The organism is Blautia hydrogenotrophica DSM 10507, from assembly GCF_034356035.1.
Lineage (GTDB): Bacteria > Bacillota > Clostridia > Lachnospirales > Lachnospiraceae > Blautia_A > Blautia_A hydrogenotrophica.
This window is the reverse complement of sequence record NZ_CP136423.1, coordinates 287465-306911: the sequence shown is the minus strand read 5'-3', so window position 1 is coordinate 306911 and position 19447 is coordinate 287465. Positions and strand designations below refer to the sequence as shown.

At 42.5% G+C, this 19447-nt stretch carries 21 protein-coding genes; 5 read left to right on the top strand and 16 right to left on the bottom strand.

The window, feature by feature from the left end:
- Window positions 1-396: 396 nt before the first annotated feature.
- Complete coding sequence (locus tag BLHYD_RS01505) at window positions 397-1032, top strand: helix-turn-helix domain-containing protein (RefSeq protein ID WP_005946876.1); 636 nt, start codon at window positions 397-399, stop codon at window positions 1030-1032.
- Between the two features lie 274 nt (window positions 1033-1306).
- Here the strand turns inward: BLHYD_RS01505 and BLHYD_RS01500 are convergent, their stop codons facing one another.
- Window positions 1307-1864, bottom strand: a complete 558-nt coding sequence (locus tag BLHYD_RS01500) for a TetR/AcrR family transcriptional regulator (protein ID WP_005946872.1) — start codon at window positions 1862-1864, stop codon at window positions 1307-1309.
- A gap of 177 nt (window positions 1865-2041) precedes the next feature.
- Between BLHYD_RS01500 and BLHYD_RS01495 the strand changes: the two genes are divergently transcribed.
- The 3 genes from BLHYD_RS01495 (at window position 2042) to BLHYD_RS01485 (ending at window position 3699) form a co-directional block, all read left to right on the top strand.
- Complete coding sequence (locus BLHYD_RS01495; RefSeq protein WP_005946868.1) at window positions 2042-2737, top strand: C45 family peptidase; 696 nt, start codon at window positions 2042-2044, stop codon at window positions 2735-2737.
- Between the two features lie 298 nt (window positions 2738-3035).
- Complete coding sequence (locus BLHYD_RS01490; protein WP_008728841.1) at window positions 3036-3455, top strand: RNA polymerase sigma factor; 420 nt, start codon at window positions 3036-3038, stop codon at window positions 3453-3455.
- Window positions 3456-3459: 4 nt separating this feature from the next.
- Complete coding sequence (locus BLHYD_RS01485) at window positions 3460-3699, top strand: helix-turn-helix domain-containing protein (protein ID WP_005946862.1); 240 nt, start codon at window positions 3460-3462, stop codon at window positions 3697-3699.
- Window positions 3700-3947: 248 nt separating this feature from the next.
- Here BLHYD_RS01485 and BLHYD_RS01480 read toward each other — a convergent pair whose 3' ends face one another.
- The 15 genes from BLHYD_RS01480 to BLHYD_RS01410 form a co-directional block, all read right to left on the bottom strand.
- Window positions 3948-4586, bottom strand: a complete 639-nt coding sequence (locus BLHYD_RS01480; RefSeq protein ID WP_021845236.1) for an HAD-IB family phosphatase — start codon at window positions 4584-4586, stop codon at window positions 3948-3950.
- A gap of 73 nt (window positions 4587-4659) precedes the next feature.
- Window positions 4660-5976, bottom strand: coding sequence for a RuBisCO large subunit C-terminal-like domain-containing protein (locus BLHYD_RS01475; protein ID WP_005946848.1), 1317 nt, complete (start codon window positions 5974-5976; stop codon window positions 4660-4662).
- Window positions 5977-5995: 19 nt separating this feature from the next.
- Window positions 5996-7438 (bottom strand): aspartate aminotransferase family protein, encoded by a 1443-nt coding sequence (locus BLHYD_RS01470; RefSeq protein WP_021845238.1) that lies wholly within the window; start codon window positions 7436-7438, stop codon window positions 5996-5998.
- A 125-nt stretch (window positions 7439-7563) separates the two neighbouring features.
- The gene (locus tag BLHYD_RS01465; RefSeq protein WP_005946843.1) at window positions 7564-9111 is read right to left on the bottom strand and encodes a xylulokinase; all 1548 of its coding nucleotides are present in this window, start codon (window positions 9109-9111) and stop codon (window positions 7564-7566) included.
- Between the two features lie 271 nt (window positions 9112-9382).
- The gene (locus BLHYD_RS01460; RefSeq protein ID WP_196795164.1) at window positions 9383-10768 is read right to left on the bottom strand and encodes a DUF6382 domain-containing protein; all 1386 of its coding nucleotides are present in this window, start codon (window positions 10766-10768) and stop codon (window positions 9383-9385) included.
- 40 nt (window positions 10769-10808) lie between these two features.
- A complete protein-coding gene (locus BLHYD_RS01455; RefSeq protein ID WP_040350422.1) occupies window positions 10809-11222 on the bottom strand; it encodes a TadE/TadG family type IV pilus assembly protein in 414 nt (137 codons plus the stop codon).
- A gap of 15 nt (window positions 11223-11237) precedes the next feature.
- Window positions 11238-11657 (bottom strand): hypothetical protein, encoded by a 420-nt coding sequence (locus BLHYD_RS01450; RefSeq protein WP_005946837.1) that lies wholly within the window; start codon window positions 11655-11657, stop codon window positions 11238-11240.
- 6 nt (window positions 11658-11663) lie between these two features.
- Window positions 11664-12407, bottom strand: coding sequence for a hypothetical protein (locus tag BLHYD_RS01445; protein ID WP_050769867.1), 744 nt, complete (start codon window positions 12405-12407; stop codon window positions 11664-11666).
- A gap of 22 nt (window positions 12408-12429) precedes the next feature.
- Window positions 12430-13890, bottom strand: a complete 1461-nt coding sequence (locus tag BLHYD_RS01440; protein WP_040350421.1) for a DUF5702 domain-containing protein — start codon at window positions 13888-13890, stop codon at window positions 12430-12432.
- A gap of 29 nt (window positions 13891-13919) precedes the next feature.
- Complete coding sequence (locus tag BLHYD_RS01435) at window positions 13920-14087, bottom strand: Flp1 family type IVb pilin (protein WP_005946831.1); 168 nt, start codon at window positions 14085-14087, stop codon at window positions 13920-13922.
- Between the two features lie 21 nt (window positions 14088-14108).
- Window positions 14109-15122, bottom strand: a complete 1014-nt coding sequence (locus BLHYD_RS01430; protein ID WP_005946829.1) for a type II secretion system F family protein — start codon at window positions 15120-15122, stop codon at window positions 14109-14111.
- A gap of 2 nt (window positions 15123-15124) precedes the next feature.
- Entirely contained in the window at window positions 15125-15868 is a 744-nt protein-coding gene (locus BLHYD_RS01425) for a type II secretion system F family protein (protein WP_005946827.1), read from the bottom strand.
- A complete protein-coding gene (locus BLHYD_RS01420) occupies window positions 15865-17055 on the bottom strand; it encodes a CpaF family protein (RefSeq protein ID WP_005946825.1) in 1191 nt (396 codons plus the stop codon). The genes BLHYD_RS01425 and BLHYD_RS01420 overlap by 4 nt, the downstream gene beginning before the upstream one ends.
- Entirely contained in the window at window positions 17052-18056 is a 1005-nt protein-coding gene (locus tag BLHYD_RS01415; RefSeq protein ID WP_005946823.1) for a P-loop NTPase family protein, read from the bottom strand. Before BLHYD_RS01415 ends, BLHYD_RS01420 begins: the two co-directional genes overlap by 4 nt.
- Window positions 18053-18559, bottom strand: coding sequence for a prepilin peptidase (locus BLHYD_RS01410; protein ID WP_050769866.1), 507 nt, complete (start codon window positions 18557-18559; stop codon window positions 18053-18055). The genes BLHYD_RS01415 and BLHYD_RS01410 overlap by 4 nt, the downstream gene beginning before the upstream one ends.
- 389 nt (window positions 18560-18948) lie before the next feature.
- Between BLHYD_RS01410 and BLHYD_RS01405 the strand changes: the two genes are divergently transcribed.
- Entirely contained in the window at window positions 18949-19377 is a 429-nt protein-coding gene (locus BLHYD_RS01405; protein WP_005946819.1) for an Hsp20/alpha crystallin family protein, read from the top strand.
- Window positions 19378-19447: the final 70 nt, after the last annotated feature.

Here is a 19447-nt window from a genome sequence, read left to right as displayed (position 1 = left end):
TTATTTATCACAGTTTCTAGGTACTATGACATGTATGCGCAGGGCGGTGTTACATATACGCCCTCTGCGAACGCCTTTAGGCGTTCCTTTTCCAAAAGGAACTGTCTGTCCGAACACGTCTGGGGGACGTGCCCCGTCCAGCCAGCCCCTTTTGGAAACCACTATTTTCGGTCTGATAGTCCATGCTTATTCATGCTATCAAAGTGAAAATGTATCTTCTCTATGCTTACTCAAGCGTGTGATTGACCCTATCGTGCTTAATCACTCTATCTGATACGATAATAACGCCATTAGAATTACTTGTCAAGAAGTTTTTGTTGACTTTTAGATGTAGATTAAGTATGATATGCTTATAAATACCAAGAAAAGCAACGAAAGGAGCGGTTATACTAAGTTATGGAGCATTATGAAAAGAAAATCAGTTTCTTAGGAGAGAACATACAGACCATAAGAAAACACAGAGGAATGAAACAACAGGAACTTGCGGATAAAATCGGTATCAATATGCAGAGCCTTTCCAAGATTGAACGAGGTGTGAATTTTCCTACCTTTGATACATTAGAAAAGATAATGGACGTGCTGGGTGTAATGCCCAATGAATTATTATCGGGAGAATGGAAGTATGTTAATCAATCCGAAAAGGAAGTCTGCCAGTTTTTAAGAATTGAAGAACGATTAAATGCAGAACTAAAACATGGACATTATGACAACTTCTTTGACAGCGAGGAAGAATGGCTGGAATATGAGTTGGAAAAGTTACGGGAATATATTACCGACTACATCAACGGGAAAAGTATTGTAGCGTCCGACCTTTATCCAATCAAAGAATTTATCCAGCATTTGAAGTTTCAAAAACTGTTAGACCGCTATGATGATTTATACAGCATGGATATGTTCGGGGAAAGCATAGAGGGACATAAATATAGGACACCTTATCAAGTCGTAAAAATGATAAACCCCAATTCAAAAGAAGATATGGAATTATTACGGGAAGTATTGAAAAATAACCATTTTGATGATGAGGACGAATAACTTTTTTCCTCTTTGTAGAAGATACAGCAAACAAAAAGCCCAGTAAAGAGTGCAAAGCACCACCAATGGTGGCAAGGCTCTTGACAGGGCTTTTTCTTTTCTGTGGAGGGTAATCAAGAGGAAGAAAAAATAAAATTTGATTTGTGGTAAATCGGATAATATCAATGAAATTGTCACGGTACAAGTTTGGGCTATATAAGGAATAGTAACTGGAAGATTGTTGGATAAAAGAAAAAGGCTTGCAGTTCTGTATTGATTTGCAAGCCTAAATATATTATTTATACTTCTGGAAAATCCCGACTAATAAAGTATCTATCGCTTCAGCTAATTCAAATCTAACTTTATCTGAGGCAGAAAAAGCGTTTCCTAATTGCAAAGTTGTATAACCGTGAATTATTCCAGTAAGCATATTTAATATTTCAAGTGTTTTGTCTTTGTTAAGACTGCACGATTGGATAAGAGTAGTTAATAATGAAAGATAGTTGTTAAAAATGGTTGCTGTTTCCTCTGTTCCGTGCCACACAGCCCATTGAATTGTTTCATAAACTCCGGGGTGTTCAATCATATAGTTTAGGTATTCGATAGAAACTAACTTAATTGCTTCTTTCCCTATTTTTCCAACGGCAATTTTCATCATTCTTTCATTCATGTCACGCATACCATTATGAGCAACTTCTAAAAGAAGATTATCTAAACTTTCTATGTGATTATATAAAGATGGTGTACGAATGTTTAATTTTTGAGCAACAGCTTTTAACGAAACGTTATTTAATCCTTTTTCATCTGCTAAGTCTGATGTTGCTTTTATTACTGCTTCTTTAGTGGTTTTCATAGTTATGCACCTCATTCAAAATATCATACAAACACAATTCTAGCTAATTGAATTAGTGTAGTCAATAACACAATTAGAAAATTATGATTATTTATTGACTTTCCTACAAAAACATTTTAAAATACTAATTGAATTAGTTAAATAACTATTTGAAGTAGTATTTTGAGGAGTGATTATATGTGTACAAGATTTGTTTACAATGGTATAGATAAAATTGTTGGTTTTAATTTTGATATTGACCTTTCTGTATGGGATCATACTGTAATTACCGAAGAAAATAGATTTTATATTGGTATTAAAATGCCTGACGGTATGTATCATTCATTTCATGGGATAAATAAAAATGGTAATGTAGGAACACTTCTTTATGTTCATGGTAATGAAAATGCAAGGTATATAGAAAGCGAGGATTGTATTACAATATCTGAATTAACAGAAAAATTCATTAAGGCAGAGATTTCTTTTGATAAAGCCTTGGACATTGTTAAAAAGAAAAAAATTATTTATGCACCAGATGCTACTATGCAAGCTATGCTTTCTGATAAAAAAGGACGAGTTTTAATTATTGAACCCGGAATTGGGTATAGATATGAACAAGAAAATTTTTCACTTATTACAAATTATTCTATTCTAAAACCAGATATAACAAAGCCGTACATTGTTTCTGGGGATACAAGATACGAAGTGGCTAAAGAGTTATTGGCAGGATATGATAAAGATTTTTCAGTAAATGACGCATTTAAAGTATTAAAATCTGTTTCTCAAAAAGACTTGTGGGCAACTAGGGTTTCATTTGTATATTCTACAGAAAAAAATAAAGTTTATTATGTCTTGAACAATGATTTTAGTAATGTATTTGAATTTCAGTTTTAATACTAATGAATTTATAAATTTGCAATTATGATAAGAAAGGTTATTATGATAGGACTAAAAAAGCAAGATATAAAAGCATTGAAAGTAACTGCTGTGGAAAGTTTTAGGAATAATCTTATACGATTATGCACTACCTAACAGCATTTTATCAACAACTAAATATTTTACAATATTAAAAGTTCGTACAGACGGTATATTTTGTACGGACTTTTTTCTTGTTCTTCTTTTTGTATTTTCCAAAGATATAGACGGTATCTCCGTTTATATATTTCAGCGTATGCGGAAAGGAGGTGAGATTATGAACCCATCTTCTTTCGAGCATATCGTTAGAATACAGTTTAATGCTTTGATGATGACTGTTATTAAATGCACAGTAAAAAACAGAAACAGACAGTTTGCAAGACGTTCTAAGCGTGAAGTTTTATTCTGTGAATTATCAGATACGAAAAATGTTGAATGTGTAACTAAGGATAACTATTCTTGTGATTACATTTCGTTTGAAGTCTTGAATTTTACAATTCAAATATCAAATGAGAAACTTGCTGTTGCTTTATATAAGTTATCGAATAAAGAGCGTGATGTAATTCTATTACGCTATTTTCAAAGTATGAGCGACCAAGAAATAGCCGAATTATATCATGTATCACGTTCTGCTATTTATCGCAGAAGAAGTAACGGATTGAAGAAACTAAAAACAGTATTGAAAGAAAGGAATTGAACCAATGAAAAAAGAATATGGCTACCCTACATTAAAAGTAATATGTCAAGCGTCTGCTGGAAATGAAACTGCCATAAGAGAGATTTTGAAGTTTTATGACGCTTATATATGTAAATTATGCTTGCGTCCGTTTTACCACTCTGAAAGTGGTAAAATCATTATGCAGGTTGATGAAGAATTAAAAGGTCAAATCCATACAGAAATGATGAAAGCAATCTTGAAATTTGAAATCAGAGTAAAATAATCATACTACATGAATGAAAAACGGGAGATACACAGATATTTGTGCTATCTCCCATGTTGTTTTTGTGTCATATCAAGGCTCATTCAATCGTGGTAAATTCGTGGTAAAATGAATAGTTTTCTATACTTCAAAATGTTTGAAAGTATAGTGTTTATGCGTGTAATTAGAAATCAGATATAAAATTTCAGAATAACATGTCATACCCTTTCCTCCTAAATATTCAGGCGTATCTCTGAATTTTCTTTGCGTTATGGACGGAATCTTTCTCGAATCACTTCTGTCACATCATAAAATGTCTCATACGGAAAATAAGGTTTTCCCAATTTATCCAGATACTTCGCCAACAAATCTCGGGCGAAGACAGTATCCACTGCCTGAGACATCTTCATATCCGTAAAGCTGTCACCGATTCCAATCGCATGTTCATATTGATACAGTGCCATCACGTCTGTCTTTTTCAACAGTTCATTTCCATCGTCATACTGGGAGATCAGCTTCATCTTCGGTCCGCTGACATCCAGGTCTACCGCGTGCAATTCTTCTAACTGTTCACGATATGGCGCCAGCTTCCGCTCAGAAAACTGTCTCACACCCCCTGAGATGACCACCACAGGAATCCCCAAGTCTTTCATAGCACTCAAAAATTCTGAGAACCCTTTCCTCACAGCGACGCCGTCTACATAGTCCAGCATTTTCGGCAGCAATTCTGAAGGAGCCCCATCAAAAGCATAACGCACTACCTGACTGAGAGTCATCTCGCCTTTTGTAAGCTTGTCGTTATACTCTTTGAACTCTCTTGGGTCCGAGAACAAACGTATTGCTCCGACTAAGGTATCCTCCATAGTAATTGTCCCGTCAAAATCGACAAACACAATATTTTTGTACAAATCCACATCCCTCCCTTTGAAACAGGCCTCCGTTCAAGCGGAGGCCCATATACGCTTTATTTTTCAACCTTGACTAATTCATCAAATCAAAGTTCTTCTTCAAATCAGGATTCAGGAATGCCAGCATACGTGCCAGTTCTTCGTGGTCCTTCGCATAATCCACCACAGAGATTCCCTTCATAGCTGCATCAATAGCTTGACGCATGGATTTTGCTCCTGCCTCGCTTCCGTCTGGATGGCCATGAACACCGCCACCTGCGGCCAGCATCACATCCGTACCCACATTTTTGACAATTTTCTCTACCGCCATCTGTGTAGTTCCGCCAGAGCAAGCGTACATCATTGGTTTGATGTTCCACCATGGCTGAGTAAAGAACTTAAAGCAGCGGTAGAATTGTTTATAGGATACCGGGAATTTACCATATGGATGTCCATTAATCTGGAAGTCACCGCCTGCCAGACGTGTGATCTTACCCACCAACAGAGGTGCTGAAATACCTGTATAAGTGGAAGCTGCCATAGTTCCTGCAAAGTTTACATGGGCCAGTATCGGCACATTGATATTTGGATCGTCTGCCAGCATCTTCAGTGTATCAAAGCCTGTCGTATAAACATTCACCATCAGGCAGTTTCCTCCATACTCCAATACGCGGTAGGCATTCTCTCGAACTTTCTCCGTGCTGTCAGAAATATTTACCGCATAGAGACTGTGCTCACCGGTCTCCTCATAGACCTGTTTCTCCTTCTCCATAAACTTCGTGACACGTTCTTTTAATGGGCAGTACGGTCCATCCGCCAACATCAGCTCGTCGTCCTTGATAACGTCTACTCCGCCCTTGCATGCGTGATAGAATAAGTCCGCTCCCTCGTCAGGAGTCCATCCAATATTCGGTTTAATCATAGCGTTCAGCAGAGGTCTGTCCGGAACTTCCAGCACTTTACGAAGCCCCTCAACACCGAATTTCGGCCCTTTAAACTGAGCAATAAATTTCTTCGGGAATGCTACATCAATCAGACGAATCATACCGGACGCTGATATATTTCCAAACAAAATCGTCATAAGGGAAGACATGCTGTTTGAAAAGTTCTCCATAGGATAAGCAATCTGTATAATATACATCGGCGGTTCATCAGACTGGTAATCGCAGCCAATATCTGGAACCTCATACAGAGCTACCAGCTTAGACCCGAAGCGACGGGTCTTTTCCGCAGAATCCGCACTTACTTTAATCCAGGTTCCCGTGGTCTGTTCGTCAGCGATAGCCATAGCCAGTTTCTCAATGTTAGATGTCTTAACTTTAGCCTGATAAGTCGCAATCACATAGTCTTCCGAAAAAGAAACTTCCGGAAATGCATAGGTCAGATTTTCTTCATCCAGTTTACGAATCATATTGTTGTCCTCCTTGTCATTAACGTTCTATATTAGAAAATACCTCTTCAAACGCATTGAGAGTCTCCGCGATGGTCTCGTCATTATCTGCCATACTTGTATAGATTCGACTACCTGCCAGAGTAATCACACCGTTCGCCGTGAGAGCAGCTCCAAATTCTTCAATATACTGCTGCCGTTCTGGAATTTTCTTAAACACATCCGGGTCCGCAGCGCTCAGATACATAACACCGGATACCTCAAAATGAACAATAGAGCCTGTATTCCATGTCACGAACGGAAGTTCATATTTATCAATCAATTTTTGAATGCCATCACAGAGCTTATCTCCATTCTCACCTGCCTTCATAGCCGCATCCTGGCGGATGATCTCATCAATTGCGAAATAACCCGCTGCACAGCTTAGAGGATTCGCAGTTAAAGTACCACCCACATACGCCTTCTTTTTACCCGCTTTCACCCCAGCAGCAATACAAGACATGATCTCCTCGCTGCCTCCTACGCCGCCGGCCATCGGATATCCACCGGCCACAATTTTTCCAAATACTGTAAGATCTGGTTTTACATTGAAGTATCCCTGTGCTCCTCCAGGTCCCACACGAAATGCCGTGACAACCTCATCAAAGATTAACAACGTATGGAACTCATCGCACAGTTCACGAACCTTCGCCGCGAAATCTTTTGCCACTGGACGCGTCCCACTCTCTGGTCCAAAAGGCTCAATGATTACTGCTGCCGTTCCGCCTGCTTTCTCATTCTCCTCCAATACTTTCCTCAGACCCGCTACATCGCCCGGGAAGAATTCTGAGGTATTCTCTGAAACTTCCTTCGGAATTCCATGGGCCTCAAAAGTCTTTGTATAAGGTATATGTAGAGAATATACCAACTGATCGCTCCATCCGTGATAAGCGCCGCCTACCTTGACAATCCGCTGCTTTCCGGTGTAAGTACGTGCAATACGGATGGCAACCATATCTGCCTCTGTTCCACTGGCCAGACAACGGTACATCTCTACCCACGGCATACACTCATGAATCTTCTCTGCCAGTTTCATCTCATACGGATGAAACAGACCGGTGACTGGGCCTGATTCCTTTACCACTTCCCAAACCTTCTGATTGACAGGTTCGTAATTGCTCCCCAGTAATGTAGGGCCGCCAGCTTGAAGATAATCCACATAGCGGTTTCCATCAATATCATACAAATAAGCCCCCTGTGCTTTCTCAATTACCAATGGAAACGGATAGTTAAACGCCAGGTTGTGCTGCACACCGCCTGGAATTACTTTTTTAGCCTCCTCAATCATTTTTTTTGAGCCGCTGCATTTTTCTTCGAAATACTTCATGTACTTCTGCATCGCCTCAGGCTTGATGTGATGAATCGGCTCGTTGACCAGCCTGTCCATCTTTGCATAAATCTCTTTCTCGTCTGGCCAACGAGATACACCATAATGAGCATTCATTGTCTTTAACCTCCTTTATCATTGCCATAATAACTATGAGCAGATCTGCCAAGATCTGCGAGGCACAGTCCACCTCTCTTATAAATATACAGACAATCTATCTTCCGGACGAATTCCCTGCTGCGTCAGCTCTTATTTCTATTCAACGCAGCATAGGCCTTTTTATTATTTTTGTAGAGGTCTTTAAACACTGGAAAGATCTTCGTATAGGCAGCATGATTCTCAGCATTTGGTTTATAAGTAGCACTGACTTTGATGATCTTTTTAATTTCCTTGATATCGTCTAACATTCCCAGACTAACCGCCATCAAAGCCGCTGCTCCCATCGCACCCACCTGTCTCGGATTTTCCACAGTCTCTACTTCCCGTCCCAAAACATCTGCCATTACCTGACAGATATATGGAGCAATCGCACTTCCTCCTGTAAAGCGCACAACAGGATGTGTTTTAAAAGAAGTCTCCGTGCAGTCCAGCAGCCATCTCATATGTAGGCATACTCCTTCAATCACAGCTTTCATTAAGTCACTTCCATGCGTCGTGATATCCAGATTAAAGAACAGTCCTCTGGAATTGGCATCGTCGAAAGGACACCGATTTCCATGCATCCACGGCGAAAAGATCACTCCATTGCTTCCTGCCGGAGTATCCTTGATGTACTCAATCATCTGGTCATAATCCATTCCCATCTGATCGATACGGTCTTTTACCCACTCCATACACTTACCGGAAGTCTCAACCTCTGCGACATAATTATATGTAGTAGGGTCTACACCAATCAAAGCTCCGATCAGATTGGTCAAGTCCAAATGAAGCTTATCCACTGTAGTCGCGACCCAGCCTGAGGTACCTGAATAGACCAGTACGTCCCCCACATTCACACATCCTGCTCCCACAGAGCACAGGCTCACATCACTTCCACCTGAGAAAACCGGAGTTCCAGATGCCAGACCCAACTCCTCTGCCGCCTCTGGCAACAAAGTCCCCACTTCATCTGTGGAACCGCAGATTTCAGGCAAATGCCGCATGTCTATGCCAACCATTTTACACAGCTTTTCGCTCCAGCAATCTTTTTTCACATCAAACAAAAAAGTAGCACAGGCATCATCTCGGCTCGCCAGCATCTTTCCCGTGGCACGGCAAGTTAAATACTCCTTTGCATCCAGCCATTTATAAGTTTTTTGAAAGATTTCTGGTTCGTTGTCTTTCACCCAGAGATATTTCCATGCAGGGTCCTTGGCACTAGCAGACACTGCGCCTGTTATCTTCAGATATTTTAGCACTTTGAAGATATCTAGTCCCTCCACCTTTAAGCCTGTACTCATACAGCGTTTAAACTGTTTATCAGCCCTGGCATCCATACAACTCATTGCTCTGCGCAAGGGTTTTCCCTTCTCATCTACCATCACCACTGTCTGAAACTGAGAGCAGAAGGAGATTCCTTTGATCTCTTCTTTCGCAACCCCGCTCTTTTCCAACAATTTTTTGGTACTTCTGGCCATTGCTGCCCACCAGTCAGCAGGATCCTGCTCCACACCGCCATTTTCCAGTACATGAAGTTCATAAGCATCTGTCTCGCCTGCGAGGTACCGGACGCTATCTTCGGCAGAAATACTGAACATACAAGTCTTCAGACCTGTTGTTCCAACGTCATAGGTGATAACTTTTACTGACATCTATTCTCTTCCCCCTTTACGTTGATTCTTACTTTGTCGCCCCCAAATTGTCTATACAAAAAATTATACTTCTTTCTAATTTCAAATTCAAGTTGTGATAATTCACCTTTTCGGTACGTAAATATTATTTAAATTAATTTTTTTTAAAAAATTACAAAAATACATTTTTAATCATTCGTCTTTTTATTTTATTCTCCTTATATCGACAATTATCTGCATTCTGCAATATAAATTCCTATAAAAGTATATTATAAATATTTTTTTACATTCTCTACTTCAAAAAAATATAGGAAATATCTGCAAATTGTACCTCATCCTGATCTCTCAGCTCATACTCCTCACCACTTTCCAGTACCCTCCCATTGACAAAGGTCCCATTCCTCGAATTGAGATCCATCAGATAAAATTTTCCTTGAATCTTCCGTATTTTAGCATGAACTCTGCTGACCGTAGGATAAGGGAGAACCACATCCACCGCTGTCTTAAGTTTCCCCACTATCAGCAGTTCCTGGTCCAACAGAATCGGCGGAAATTTTCCTTCCTCCTTGCTCACCAGAGAACTGCCAGCTGTCTTAGGAGCCTCCGACAATACCATGGTCAGTTCTGCTCCATCCTCTGTCTCAGTATGTCTCCCTCGGCCATCTTCTCCATCCGCCTTGTCAAAATAGATGTCTTCCTTTCCTTCTTCCTGCCGATACCACCCTTTTGTTTCTTCTTGCTCTACACTCAAAATTTTTCGCACGGCTTTCTTATCGCAATATCTAGTTTTTCCCTGCTCCTTTTGTAACATATTCTCAGCCCTTTTCGTCTTCTTTCTTGAATAAAGCCAAACTCCCATAGAGAGGCTTCCCATCATGACTATCCCCCCTCCAAGAATCCAAACCAATTCTATGTTCCCGCCACACACTTTCCAAATGACTGCCACACTCAACAGTAGCCCAGGGATAAGAAAAGCAGCTTGCCAAGGCAAACTCCTGTCTACTCTAGAGGATTTTTCCCGTAAAAATACGGATTCTTCTCCTTCTCTCTCAAAACCCTCAACCTCCTGAGAAAAGGGCAATTCTTCCCACAAAAAATCCTCTTTCTCTGCACACGTCTCTTCCTCAAATGATTTCTCCTCGTAATCCTGGTACAATTCTTCCTTAATTCTGTCAATCTGAAACTCCTTTTCCATAGAAATCCGATACATTCCATACCCCAAAGTCACCGCATCCTTGTCCCGGTGGTCAATCTTGGGAAGAATATACTCAGCCAGCTGCCGAAACTGTTCTCCCACCTCTTTTTCATACCCTGGCAGATAACAAAATCGGATGTCTGTCTCTCCGGCTTCCAGATAAATAAAATCCGGTGCCAGAATCAAATTTCTAGCATCTAGCAGATAACTTCCCAATTCCTGGGCCGCTCTCACCATCCCTTGAAAAATCTGAAAAATATCTTCCCGTTTCATTTCCTTTCCAGCGTATCTGTCAACCAGAGATTGACGAGACGTAATCTCAAAATAAAAGAGATTCTTCCCATCCATCCCTTGAATTGTACACGACAGTAACGAAGAAAATTGGTTACAAAGAATCATTCTGGTTTGATATCCAGAAGTGTTCACTTCCTCGGGCCCCTGTAAAATTAAATAACTGTGATTTACATCTCTTTTATAATCCACCTGCATCTTTACTCCTCAATTCTCCACCACTTTCAGGGAATCAGTCGCCTTTCCAGATACGTGCTTTCCGTATTCTCTGCACCGGAAATATCTTTTTTGCTTCCCCTTGAATTTTCAGGTTCCACCTCAATCCCCCGTACAAGGTAAAAACATCGCCCGTATATGTGACTTTCCATTCTTTTCCTGTTTCCTGAACCTGCATGTTGACTTCACTCATCCCCCAAAACCCCACCGACGCCCGCTCCTTCGCTCTCAGCCGCGCGGCTTCCAGCGGAACCCCATCCTGTCGGTGTGACTCTATAGCCCCAGTCAAAGCTGCCTCGCAGGCTCCTGCGCTCAAAAAGCACCGGTTGTGAACATAAAAACACAAGCCTAACAAACTGAAAATCACAAACAGAATAACCGACATCAAACAGGCCAGCTCCACCGTCAGACTTCCTCTTCTGCAATTCACTTCGCTCACTCCTTTCTATAATAGCAGTCTTATTAAATTCCCCAATAGAAAAAATGGAACCAATGGCAGTTCCGCGTTTTTCTTTTTCCTGCCAAGCATAAAATCCCAGCCTGCCCAAAAAGCTGCCCCAAAAAGTCCTGTCAAAAGTGTCATAGTGGTCTCCCAGGCCCCCAGGCACATTCCCAGTCCCATCGTCAAAAATCCATCTCCCAGACCAAGAGCCCCTTTTGTGACAAGGCTGATTCCCAACATACAGATTCCGGGCAAAAGCCCCCACGCAATCTTCATAGCAGCCTCCACACTGATGCCTCCCAATATAAATCCGAAACTCCCCAACAGAACAACAGACCATAGCCCTATCTTTCTTGCCCGGATATCCGTATAACTATTCCACGCCAAAACTCCCAAGATAACAATCTCTCTCATCGTCTCCATTCTCTCCTATCCTCCACATCGGCTGCAAGCAAGCCATCCTTTTACCTGTGACAGCGGGACCATACGTACAGTTCGCTTCAAACCTCCACAGGTTATTTGTCCGTGATAATGGTCGCCGCTCCCGGTAATGTAAACTATCGAAGGTTTTTTTCCATCTTCTATACATCTCTCGCATGGATAATACTTTCCACCACTTTCATTCCTCCGTCCAGGCAGTTCTTTTGCCGAGACCGCCTCCAAGGATACTCTGAGGTAACTGCATGTACTTTTTAAATGATAGACTTTGCCTGTATCCGCTATATATACCATCTTTTCTTCCTGTACAGCTCCGTTCTCCTCCCGGTATCCCGTCCAAGTATGTACTTTCAGCTTGCTATACATTGGAACCGGCGGCAGGGAAATTGCCGAAATCGGCACTCTCCAGATGTAAAAATCCGGTATTTCCACCTCCTTCGGAGCATTCTCCCGGGAACTGTATTCCATTCCTATCTCCTCCGCCCGTTCCCGCAGTTCATACTGCCTTTGAACCTGTATCTGAAAAATCTCAAAAAAACTCAGAATCGTAGCTATCCCCACAAAGAATAGAAACAACACCAGTGCGCATTCTACAGTCAGACTTCCCTCAGCGGCAGAGGCGCAAAAAGATGCCTTCCCGGAAACGGCAGATTCTCCTTTCGGGGGTGAAGAATCTGTGTAGCAGACCTGAAGAGAGTGTACGTTATCTTTATATACCTGTTTTCGAAAAAGCATCTTTTTACACCTCCTGTCACCTCTAGGAATTTCCATATCCATATTGTCTGTTCACTGTAAAAGCTCGGTCTTGAATCATAACCTCCACAGATACTTCCAGTGCAGTCATACAATAGTCCAGCCGAAAAGAACTATTGTTTTTCCGTACCCGCATTTCCATTTCTACCTGATCTAAAGCCCTCATAACCTGTGTATCTGTACTCTCCAAAAACAGCAGTACCTGCAAGTAATCCTCATAAGAGAGCCCTTCTGAGTCCCCCCTGTGTCCAGATTCCAAAAGATCTGGAAGATGTATGAGATTTTCCAGTGAAAGCTGCCAGGTATCCGCACTTTTCCAAAGTCCTATCTTTCCTCCTGAAAATAGTTCTCTCAAATCTAGAACGCTCTCTCCAAAGGACCAGCAGACCAGCAATGCCTTCTCTATGATTGACGCAGCCGGTGGAAAAAGAAATGCCGACGCGATCGCAAGCGCCAAGCTCTGCGCTTGCGCCCGTTTCTCAGGGTTAGACAGCAAATAAGATAAGTTGAACCCTTCTCGAATCAGCAGAAGACGATTCGCCGCAGACTTCAGATTTTCTCCATCACTCTCTTTGCCGAATAAAATATACTCTACTTGATTTTTCATCACTCCCCCTCCCGGGTCTAAGTAATTTCCCATCCTGTCCAGAAGATATCTCTGAAACAACAGCCGCTCCAACGCCGATGCCTTCTCTTGTCTATTTCCCATGGCAAACCCTTTTTCAAGCTCTCTCTGGGAGAGCATCTGACTGAGATCAACAGAAGTCCAGGATACTTCCTGAGGGTTTTCTAAAACCAAAGAAAGAATCCCCCTATTCATCAGCTCCCGTATGGTCTGAATTGGATTTTCCGCCTGCTCTGTCTGAACAGGATCCTGCTGAAAACTGTCGCCCTGAAATCCTTCTTCCTGAACCTCCTCCTGGGCTTCCTGTTCCAGCGCCTGATCAATTGCCTGGTCATATTCTGTGAGAGCTCCTCCTTCGGATTCCTCCCAGACATTTTCATGACCCTGTGTCTCCTTCGCTCTTTCCTGTACAGCCTCTTCCAGCCATTCCAATCCTTCTTTTTCAGACACCTGCTTTTGTACTTCCACAGACTGCCTTAAAAACTCCTGTCCACCGTAGTCCGTCAACAGTGTATAACCGCTGATGCCTCCGATTCCCAGCTCCATGGATATGCCCTTCACCTGAAGAACCGGCTCCATATATCCCTCAAAAATTTTATACGCCTGTCCCACGGGCACTCCCTCCGACGACACAGATGGATAAAGCCCAAATATCTCATAGCTCTCCAATAGTTCCCTGTCATATTGAGCAAAAAGGGAATACAACCCTACATCTGCTCCGTTTAAAACATGTGCTCTTCCGCAGGAGACACGCACGGATTCCAACAATGCACTAACTAAAACCACCAGAACGCTCAGAGTCAATGCCAAGAATACTGTAATACTCCCTTTTCGCTCCACAGGCACCACCTCCTCTCCAATTTCTGAGCTTAAATAGCATTGCTCTGCTTAGTGATCTTAGACAGTATGTTCTTTACTAAACTAACCAGCTGTTCCTTGAATATCACAACTAAACTTATCAAGACCATCAAAATCAAGATAATCTCCACGACGCCTACCGCGTCCTCTTCGAAAAATAAGCCCTGTAGACTCCCCATATTCTCACCTCCCTCCTTTGTTCACCCGCTGTAAAAGGATAAGCAGGCTGGTATCATCAACAAAGCCAGCACCACGCCTAGCATGAGAATCATAGGAACTAGCAACTTCGTAGCCGCAGTCTCCCCGTGGATTCTGGCTCTGCGTTTTCTCTCTTCCCAGGCCTCTGTAGACTCCCTCTCTAGCATGTCCACCAAATTTCTGTTTCCACTGCGTAGATTCTGAACTAAGAGGGTAGAAAAGGTTTTATATTTCGCCTGAGCGCACCTTTGTCCGAAATTCTGGTATGCTTCCTTTTGCGATACTCCGCTATCCATCTCGATACAAGTCCTGCGAACCTCTTCATACCCCGGACGCCTGTCCTTTGTTTTCGTCTCGCAATCCTCAGAGATCTTCTGAAATGCTCCCCGCACAGACATTCCTGCCTGAATCAAGAGCGTGAACTTCGTCACTAGACCCGGATAGTCCATTATAAGTTCTTCCTCCCGCTTTTTTCTGCTGTTTTCCTTCTCCCTTTCTCGGAATACCAGCAATACCGCCGCAGCTCCCAGACACATAGAAGACATGAACGTTCCCGTATAGTCCTCCGGAATCCCCCACTGCAAAGACCTGCCGTTTAAAGTCTGCGGAAGGTAATAATTCTCAGGATCGTTCTTCTCCTGGTTGAAACGCAGAATTTCATCCTGAACCTGCTGTTCCAGACTTAGCTCCTGTTTAGCTTCCTCCGGTCCTTCTTCCTCCTGTTGGTTTTCTTTCTCAGGAATTTGCACGGTGAGCCTGCTCTCTTCCCCGCCGTCCACACAGACAACCAATTCCTGTTCATATCCTAACTCTTCCCGGTGCATCACCTTTGGCACCTGGCGCTCTCGGTTATTCTCGACACTCAAAATGATTCCCAATAGGTTTCCCCCCACAGCGACCAGAAAAAACAGTCTGCGTCCTTTGTCATCTTTTAACATTCTCCCGATCTTCCACTTTTTGTGAAATCCCAACCACAGCAGAAAAAGTCCTACAAATATACATATATGTAATTCCATACTCACACCTCAATGTCCACAATCCGATTTCCCAACCACCAGGCAAAAAGATATACGGCCAAACATCCCGTCATCACCGCCACTCCAAACAGGTTTCCATATAAAACCTCTAAAAATCCCGGAGAGGTCAAACTCATATATAGAATAATCCCGAATGGCATAACGCTCATCAACCTCTGTTCTGATTTTTTTGCCGTCAGTACCGCCTCAATCTCTTTTTTTACCTCAATTTTATCTCCCAGCATCTGCGCGGATTTCTCCAAAATTTTTCTCATATCCCCGCCGCTTCTCTTCGCTGTCTGAAATACAACTGCAAAGTTCTCCACGTCCTCCGAATGACTTCTGCTCCCCAAATCCATGAAAAGTCTCTCCACAGGCACACTCAGCTTTAATTTATCTTCCATTTCTCTCAACTCTCTTGTAAGATCTGCTTCTCTCCCATAGAGACGTTCTAATTCCCGTGCGCACAGCGAAATCGCATTTTCCACGGAATAGCCGGCTTGCAAGGTAACATTCAAGGAATCTAGCATGTCCTTGAACTGATAATTCAGTTCTCTTTGTTGCTCTCTAATTTTTTGTTGTTTTCGCAGACGAAAATAAATGAATACGATTGCCGGCAGCGGGAGAAAGGCCCAAATGTTCTGGTAAAACAGCCAGTTGACCCCCGCACACAGCACCGTAGCTTCGGCCAGATATCTCACTTTTTCTTTCCACTGAAACTGATACATTCCATAATCTTTCTTCAAAGCGCCACCCCCGACCGCGCCAGCTTCTCTGCTCTGACTAAATCTCCCGTCCGCACTAACCCCTCTCCCTCCTTCCAGCAAAACAGTGGATTTAGCTGAATTTCACCATTCTCATATCCCAAAACTTCTGTGATCTCCAACACCTTCCTGCTTCGGTCCCGCATTCTTCCAAGATGAATCAGCAAATCCAGCCCTGAGGCAATCTGGCGCCTGATGGCTTCCATAGGCAAATTCATTCCCATCAGCACCATTGTCTCCAACCGGCTCAGCATATCCTTGGTACTGTTGGCATGGGCTGTGGACAAGGAGCCTTCATGGCCTGTGTTGAGTGCCTGCAGCATGTCGACGGCCTCCTTTGAGCGTACCTCTCCCACAATAATTCTGTCAGGGCGCATTCTCAGCGCAGTCTTGATTAAATCACGAATCGTGATATCTCTGCCTCCTTCCAGATTCGCCGCTTTTGCCTCCAATCTCACCAGATTGTCGATTCCCTGAATGCGAAGCTCCGCATTGTCTTCAATGGTGATAATTCTCTCCTCATTCGGTATATATTCTGAGAGAGCGCCTAAAAACGTCGTCTTTCCACTCCCGGTTCCGCCTCCCACCAAAATAGAATAGCGTGCCTGAACCATCTTACTCAAAAACCTCACACATTCCTCCGTCAGACTTCCCAACTGTAAAAGCTTTTCCATCGTAATGGGCTGTTTCGAAAAACGTCGTATTGTCAAAATCGGTCCATTTAAAGCTACGGGAGCGATGACCGCATTTACCCTCTCCCCGCTCTCCAAACGTGCATCTACAATGGGGCTGGCTTCATTGACGACCCGATTGCACTTTCCTACAATCTGCTGAATAACATCCTCCAATTTTTCTTTTGAGGTAAAACTTCTGTTCCACCTCTTGATTTTTCCTTCTCGTTCCACAAAAATACTGTCCGGCCCATTGACCATAATCTCTGTGACAGAATTGTCCTCCAGCAAATCTTGAAGTACATCCAGCTTTCTCACAGAATGAAACAGCCGCTGCCGCAACTCCACCTTTTCCTTTAAAGACAGCCCTTCTTCTTTCAGATCACTCAGTATCAGATCATCAATCAAACTTAGAATCTCCCCATCCGTGAGCTCTCTGGTCAAATCTAACCTCTGCATCAAGGCCTGCCGTATCTCCTGAAATTTTTGTCTGCTCATAATTTCTCCTTTCTCAATAGCTCTCTCACATAGTCACCAAGGGCACTCCACACCAATTGATCTATATAATCGCCTCCTTCCTTTTTGAGACCATGATAAGGCAAATGAAGTTTTTCAATTTTTTGAATCAATTCCTCCTGACCGCTCAATTGTAGTGTCCGTTCGAACTGCCTGATCTTTTCTTGAGAAACCCAGTCTTCCTGGACCGGCATGTAGATCTTATGACAGCAATTTAAAAAACTCCCAAGATCTTCTAATCCATTTCCCACATCCACAATCAAAACCTCATAGGCGCTGTAGACGGCTATTGCCTGAACCAGATTCTCCCACTGTTCCATACTGGTCCCTCGTATATCCATAGAAAACTGTACCGGCGGCAGATAATCCATATTATTGCAGGTCAAAACCATTCCACCCAAAAGATGCGCAAAATTTGTATACCCCTGCCGAATGTAGTAAAGCAGATCACTGAGATTTTTCTCAAACTCTGTGTCCATCATAATCTTCAAAGCGGAATATTCCTCTAAGCTTAAATAGAGAACCGCTTTCTGTTTTGCAAGAATCTGTCCAAGCGTCAGAGCAAAAGAAGTCTTCAGGACTCTTCCCAAAGGTGAGTAGACTCCCAATACCTTCAGCGGCCTTTGAATCCTCTCACCGGTCAGCTCGGTCTCCTCCCCGTAACAATTCAACACTTCCCGAATCACATTGTCGGAAGATTGGTACTTATATACACTGGGATATTGATCTAGCTGAGGACTGTGAACTCCCTCAGAGAGAATCATCAGCTTTCCCACATCTAATTCTCTCACTCTAGGGCACATGGCCTTGTCCGAGATCAAGAGAATCTCAATGTGGTGCTTTTGCGCGTACTCTGTCAAAACGTCCACACTAGAAAACGCTTGGATTTCATAGGGATGCGACTGTTTCTGATTCAAATACTCCATAAAGTTATGTGCATATTCCTTCTCAGGATCACACACGGCAAAAATTGCTTTCTTCAATAGTACCCTCCTATCCAAAAGAGAACCCCCAGAAAAACAGGCACCGTAAAATGCATATTCTCCGGTCTATTCCCTGTAAGCCCATAGGGAGCAAACTCTTTTGTCCGTATAAAGTTCCATAAATAGTGAAAAAAATAGCGCAGACGTTCCGCAAGGCTGCGGCGCGCAACGAGAAGCAGAAATGCCAAAATGGCACCCAGAAAAAAACTATAAAGCATACAGACCAAAATTTTCTTTGGTCCTATGATTCCTCCGACGGCTGACAAAAGTTTTAGGTCTGCCGCCCCCAGCATTCGTAGATAATAAAGTAAAAATAAGATTGTCAAAGGAAGCAGTGCACCCAGAAAGAACACTGCGAGTCCCCGGATGCCTCCTGACCAGATTTGCCAGAATGAGCCAACCGCCCACCCGCACAGAATCCACTCATTACTTACCTTCTCCTTTTTCAAATCCATGCAGACTGCCACTGCTACCAGGCATAATACAATAGCTCTTTGCAGCACATACGTGGACAGCACCTCCCTTCTATTCAGCCTCTGTCAAAGCTCCCGCAATAGCACAGAGTCCCCATAAATTCTCTTTTTTAATCTTCTCATAAAAATACATTGAAAATTTTGTCTGAAACGACAGATCGGTATCAAAAGCGATTAGATTTGCTTTGTGAGTGTATTATAAACTCTAAATTTTGATTTGTCCAGTCTTGACAGAGACAGAAAATCTAATAATTTGTGAACATTCTGTGAAATTAGCACTCACCTCTTGACAGTGCTAATAATCCGTATTATATTACACATAGAACAAATAAAACAGATAAAACAAATTCTTCAATCTCTTTTTAAATGGGATCCGGAAAGACATTGAGGAATTGTTCTATAATAAGGAGGATATTACTATGATGCTCAACAGAAGAAATTACGGTTACAATTTATTCGATGAATTATTTAAAGATCCATTTTTCACCAACAGCTATGAACAGAGCGATACTTCTCTGATGAAGACGGATATTCAGGAAAAAAATGACTACTATATGTTAGACATCGAACTGCCTGGGTATCAAAAAGAAAATGTTCAGGCAGAGCTAAAAGATGGTTATCTGACAATCACTGCATCCCGGACAGAAGAAGCCTCGTCGGACGACAACAGTCGTTATCTGCGAAGGGAACGTTTTGCCGGAACCTGCAAGAGAAGCTTCTACGTCGGAGATCAGGTAGAACAGGAAGACATCAAAGCCGGATTTAAAGACGGTATCCTGAAAATTTGTATTCCCAAAGAAATCCCGAAGAAAATTGAAGAGAAACCTACCTTTATTCAGATAGATTAACCCCCCTTTAGCGGCGAACAGCCTATATACAACAAAAATTCCCCTTAGGGCTGTTCGCCTTTGTATACCT

Coding starts and splice junctions, on each gene's coding strand:
- BLHYD_RS01500 (WP_005946872.1), bottom strand. CDS start 1,864: ATGAAAACCACTAAAGAAGCAGTAATAAAAGCAACATCAGACTTAGCA.
- BLHYD_RS01485 (WP_005946862.1), top strand. CDS start 3,460: ATGAAAAAAGAATATGGCTACCCTACATTAAAAGTAATATGTCAAGCG.
- BLHYD_RS01495 (WP_005946868.1), top strand. CDS start 2,042: ATGTGTACAAGATTTGTTTACAATGGTATAGATAAAATTGTTGGTTTT.
- BLHYD_RS01505 (WP_005946876.1), top strand. CDS start 397: ATGGAGCATTATGAAAAGAAAATCAGTTTCTTAGGAGAGAACATACAG.
- BLHYD_RS01445 (WP_050769867.1), bottom strand. CDS start 12,407: ATGCTTTTTCGAAAACAGGTATATAAAGATAACGTACACTCTCTTCAG.
- BLHYD_RS01430 (WP_005946829.1), bottom strand. CDS start 15,122: ATGGAATTACATATATGTATATTTGTAGGACTTTTTCTGCTGTGGTTG.
- BLHYD_RS01435 (WP_005946831.1), bottom strand. CDS start 14,087: ATGGGGAGTCTACAGGGCTTATTTTTCGAAGAGGACGCGGTAGGCGTC.
- BLHYD_RS01490 (WP_008728841.1), top strand. CDS start 3,036: ATGAACCCATCTTCTTTCGAGCATATCGTTAGAATACAGTTTAATGCT.
- BLHYD_RS01465 (WP_005946843.1), bottom strand. CDS start 9,111: ATGTCAGTAAAAGTTATCACCTATGACGTTGGAACAACAGGTCTGAAG.
- BLHYD_RS01420 (WP_005946825.1), bottom strand. CDS start 17,055: ATGAGCAGACAAAAATTTCAGGAGATACGGCAGGCCTTGATGCAGAGG.
- BLHYD_RS01475 (WP_005946848.1), bottom strand. CDS start 5,976: ATGATTCGTAAACTGGATGAAGAAAATCTGACCTATGCATTTCCGGAA.
- BLHYD_RS01405 (WP_005946819.1), top strand. CDS start 18,949: ATGATGCTCAACAGAAGAAATTACGGTTACAATTTATTCGATGAATTA.
- BLHYD_RS01450 (WP_005946837.1), bottom strand. CDS start 11,657: ATGGAGACGATGAGAGAGATTGTTATCTTGGGAGTTTTGGCGTGGAAT.
- BLHYD_RS01470 (WP_021845238.1), bottom strand. CDS start 7,438: ATGAATGCTCATTATGGTGTATCTCGTTGGCCAGACGAGAAAGAGATT.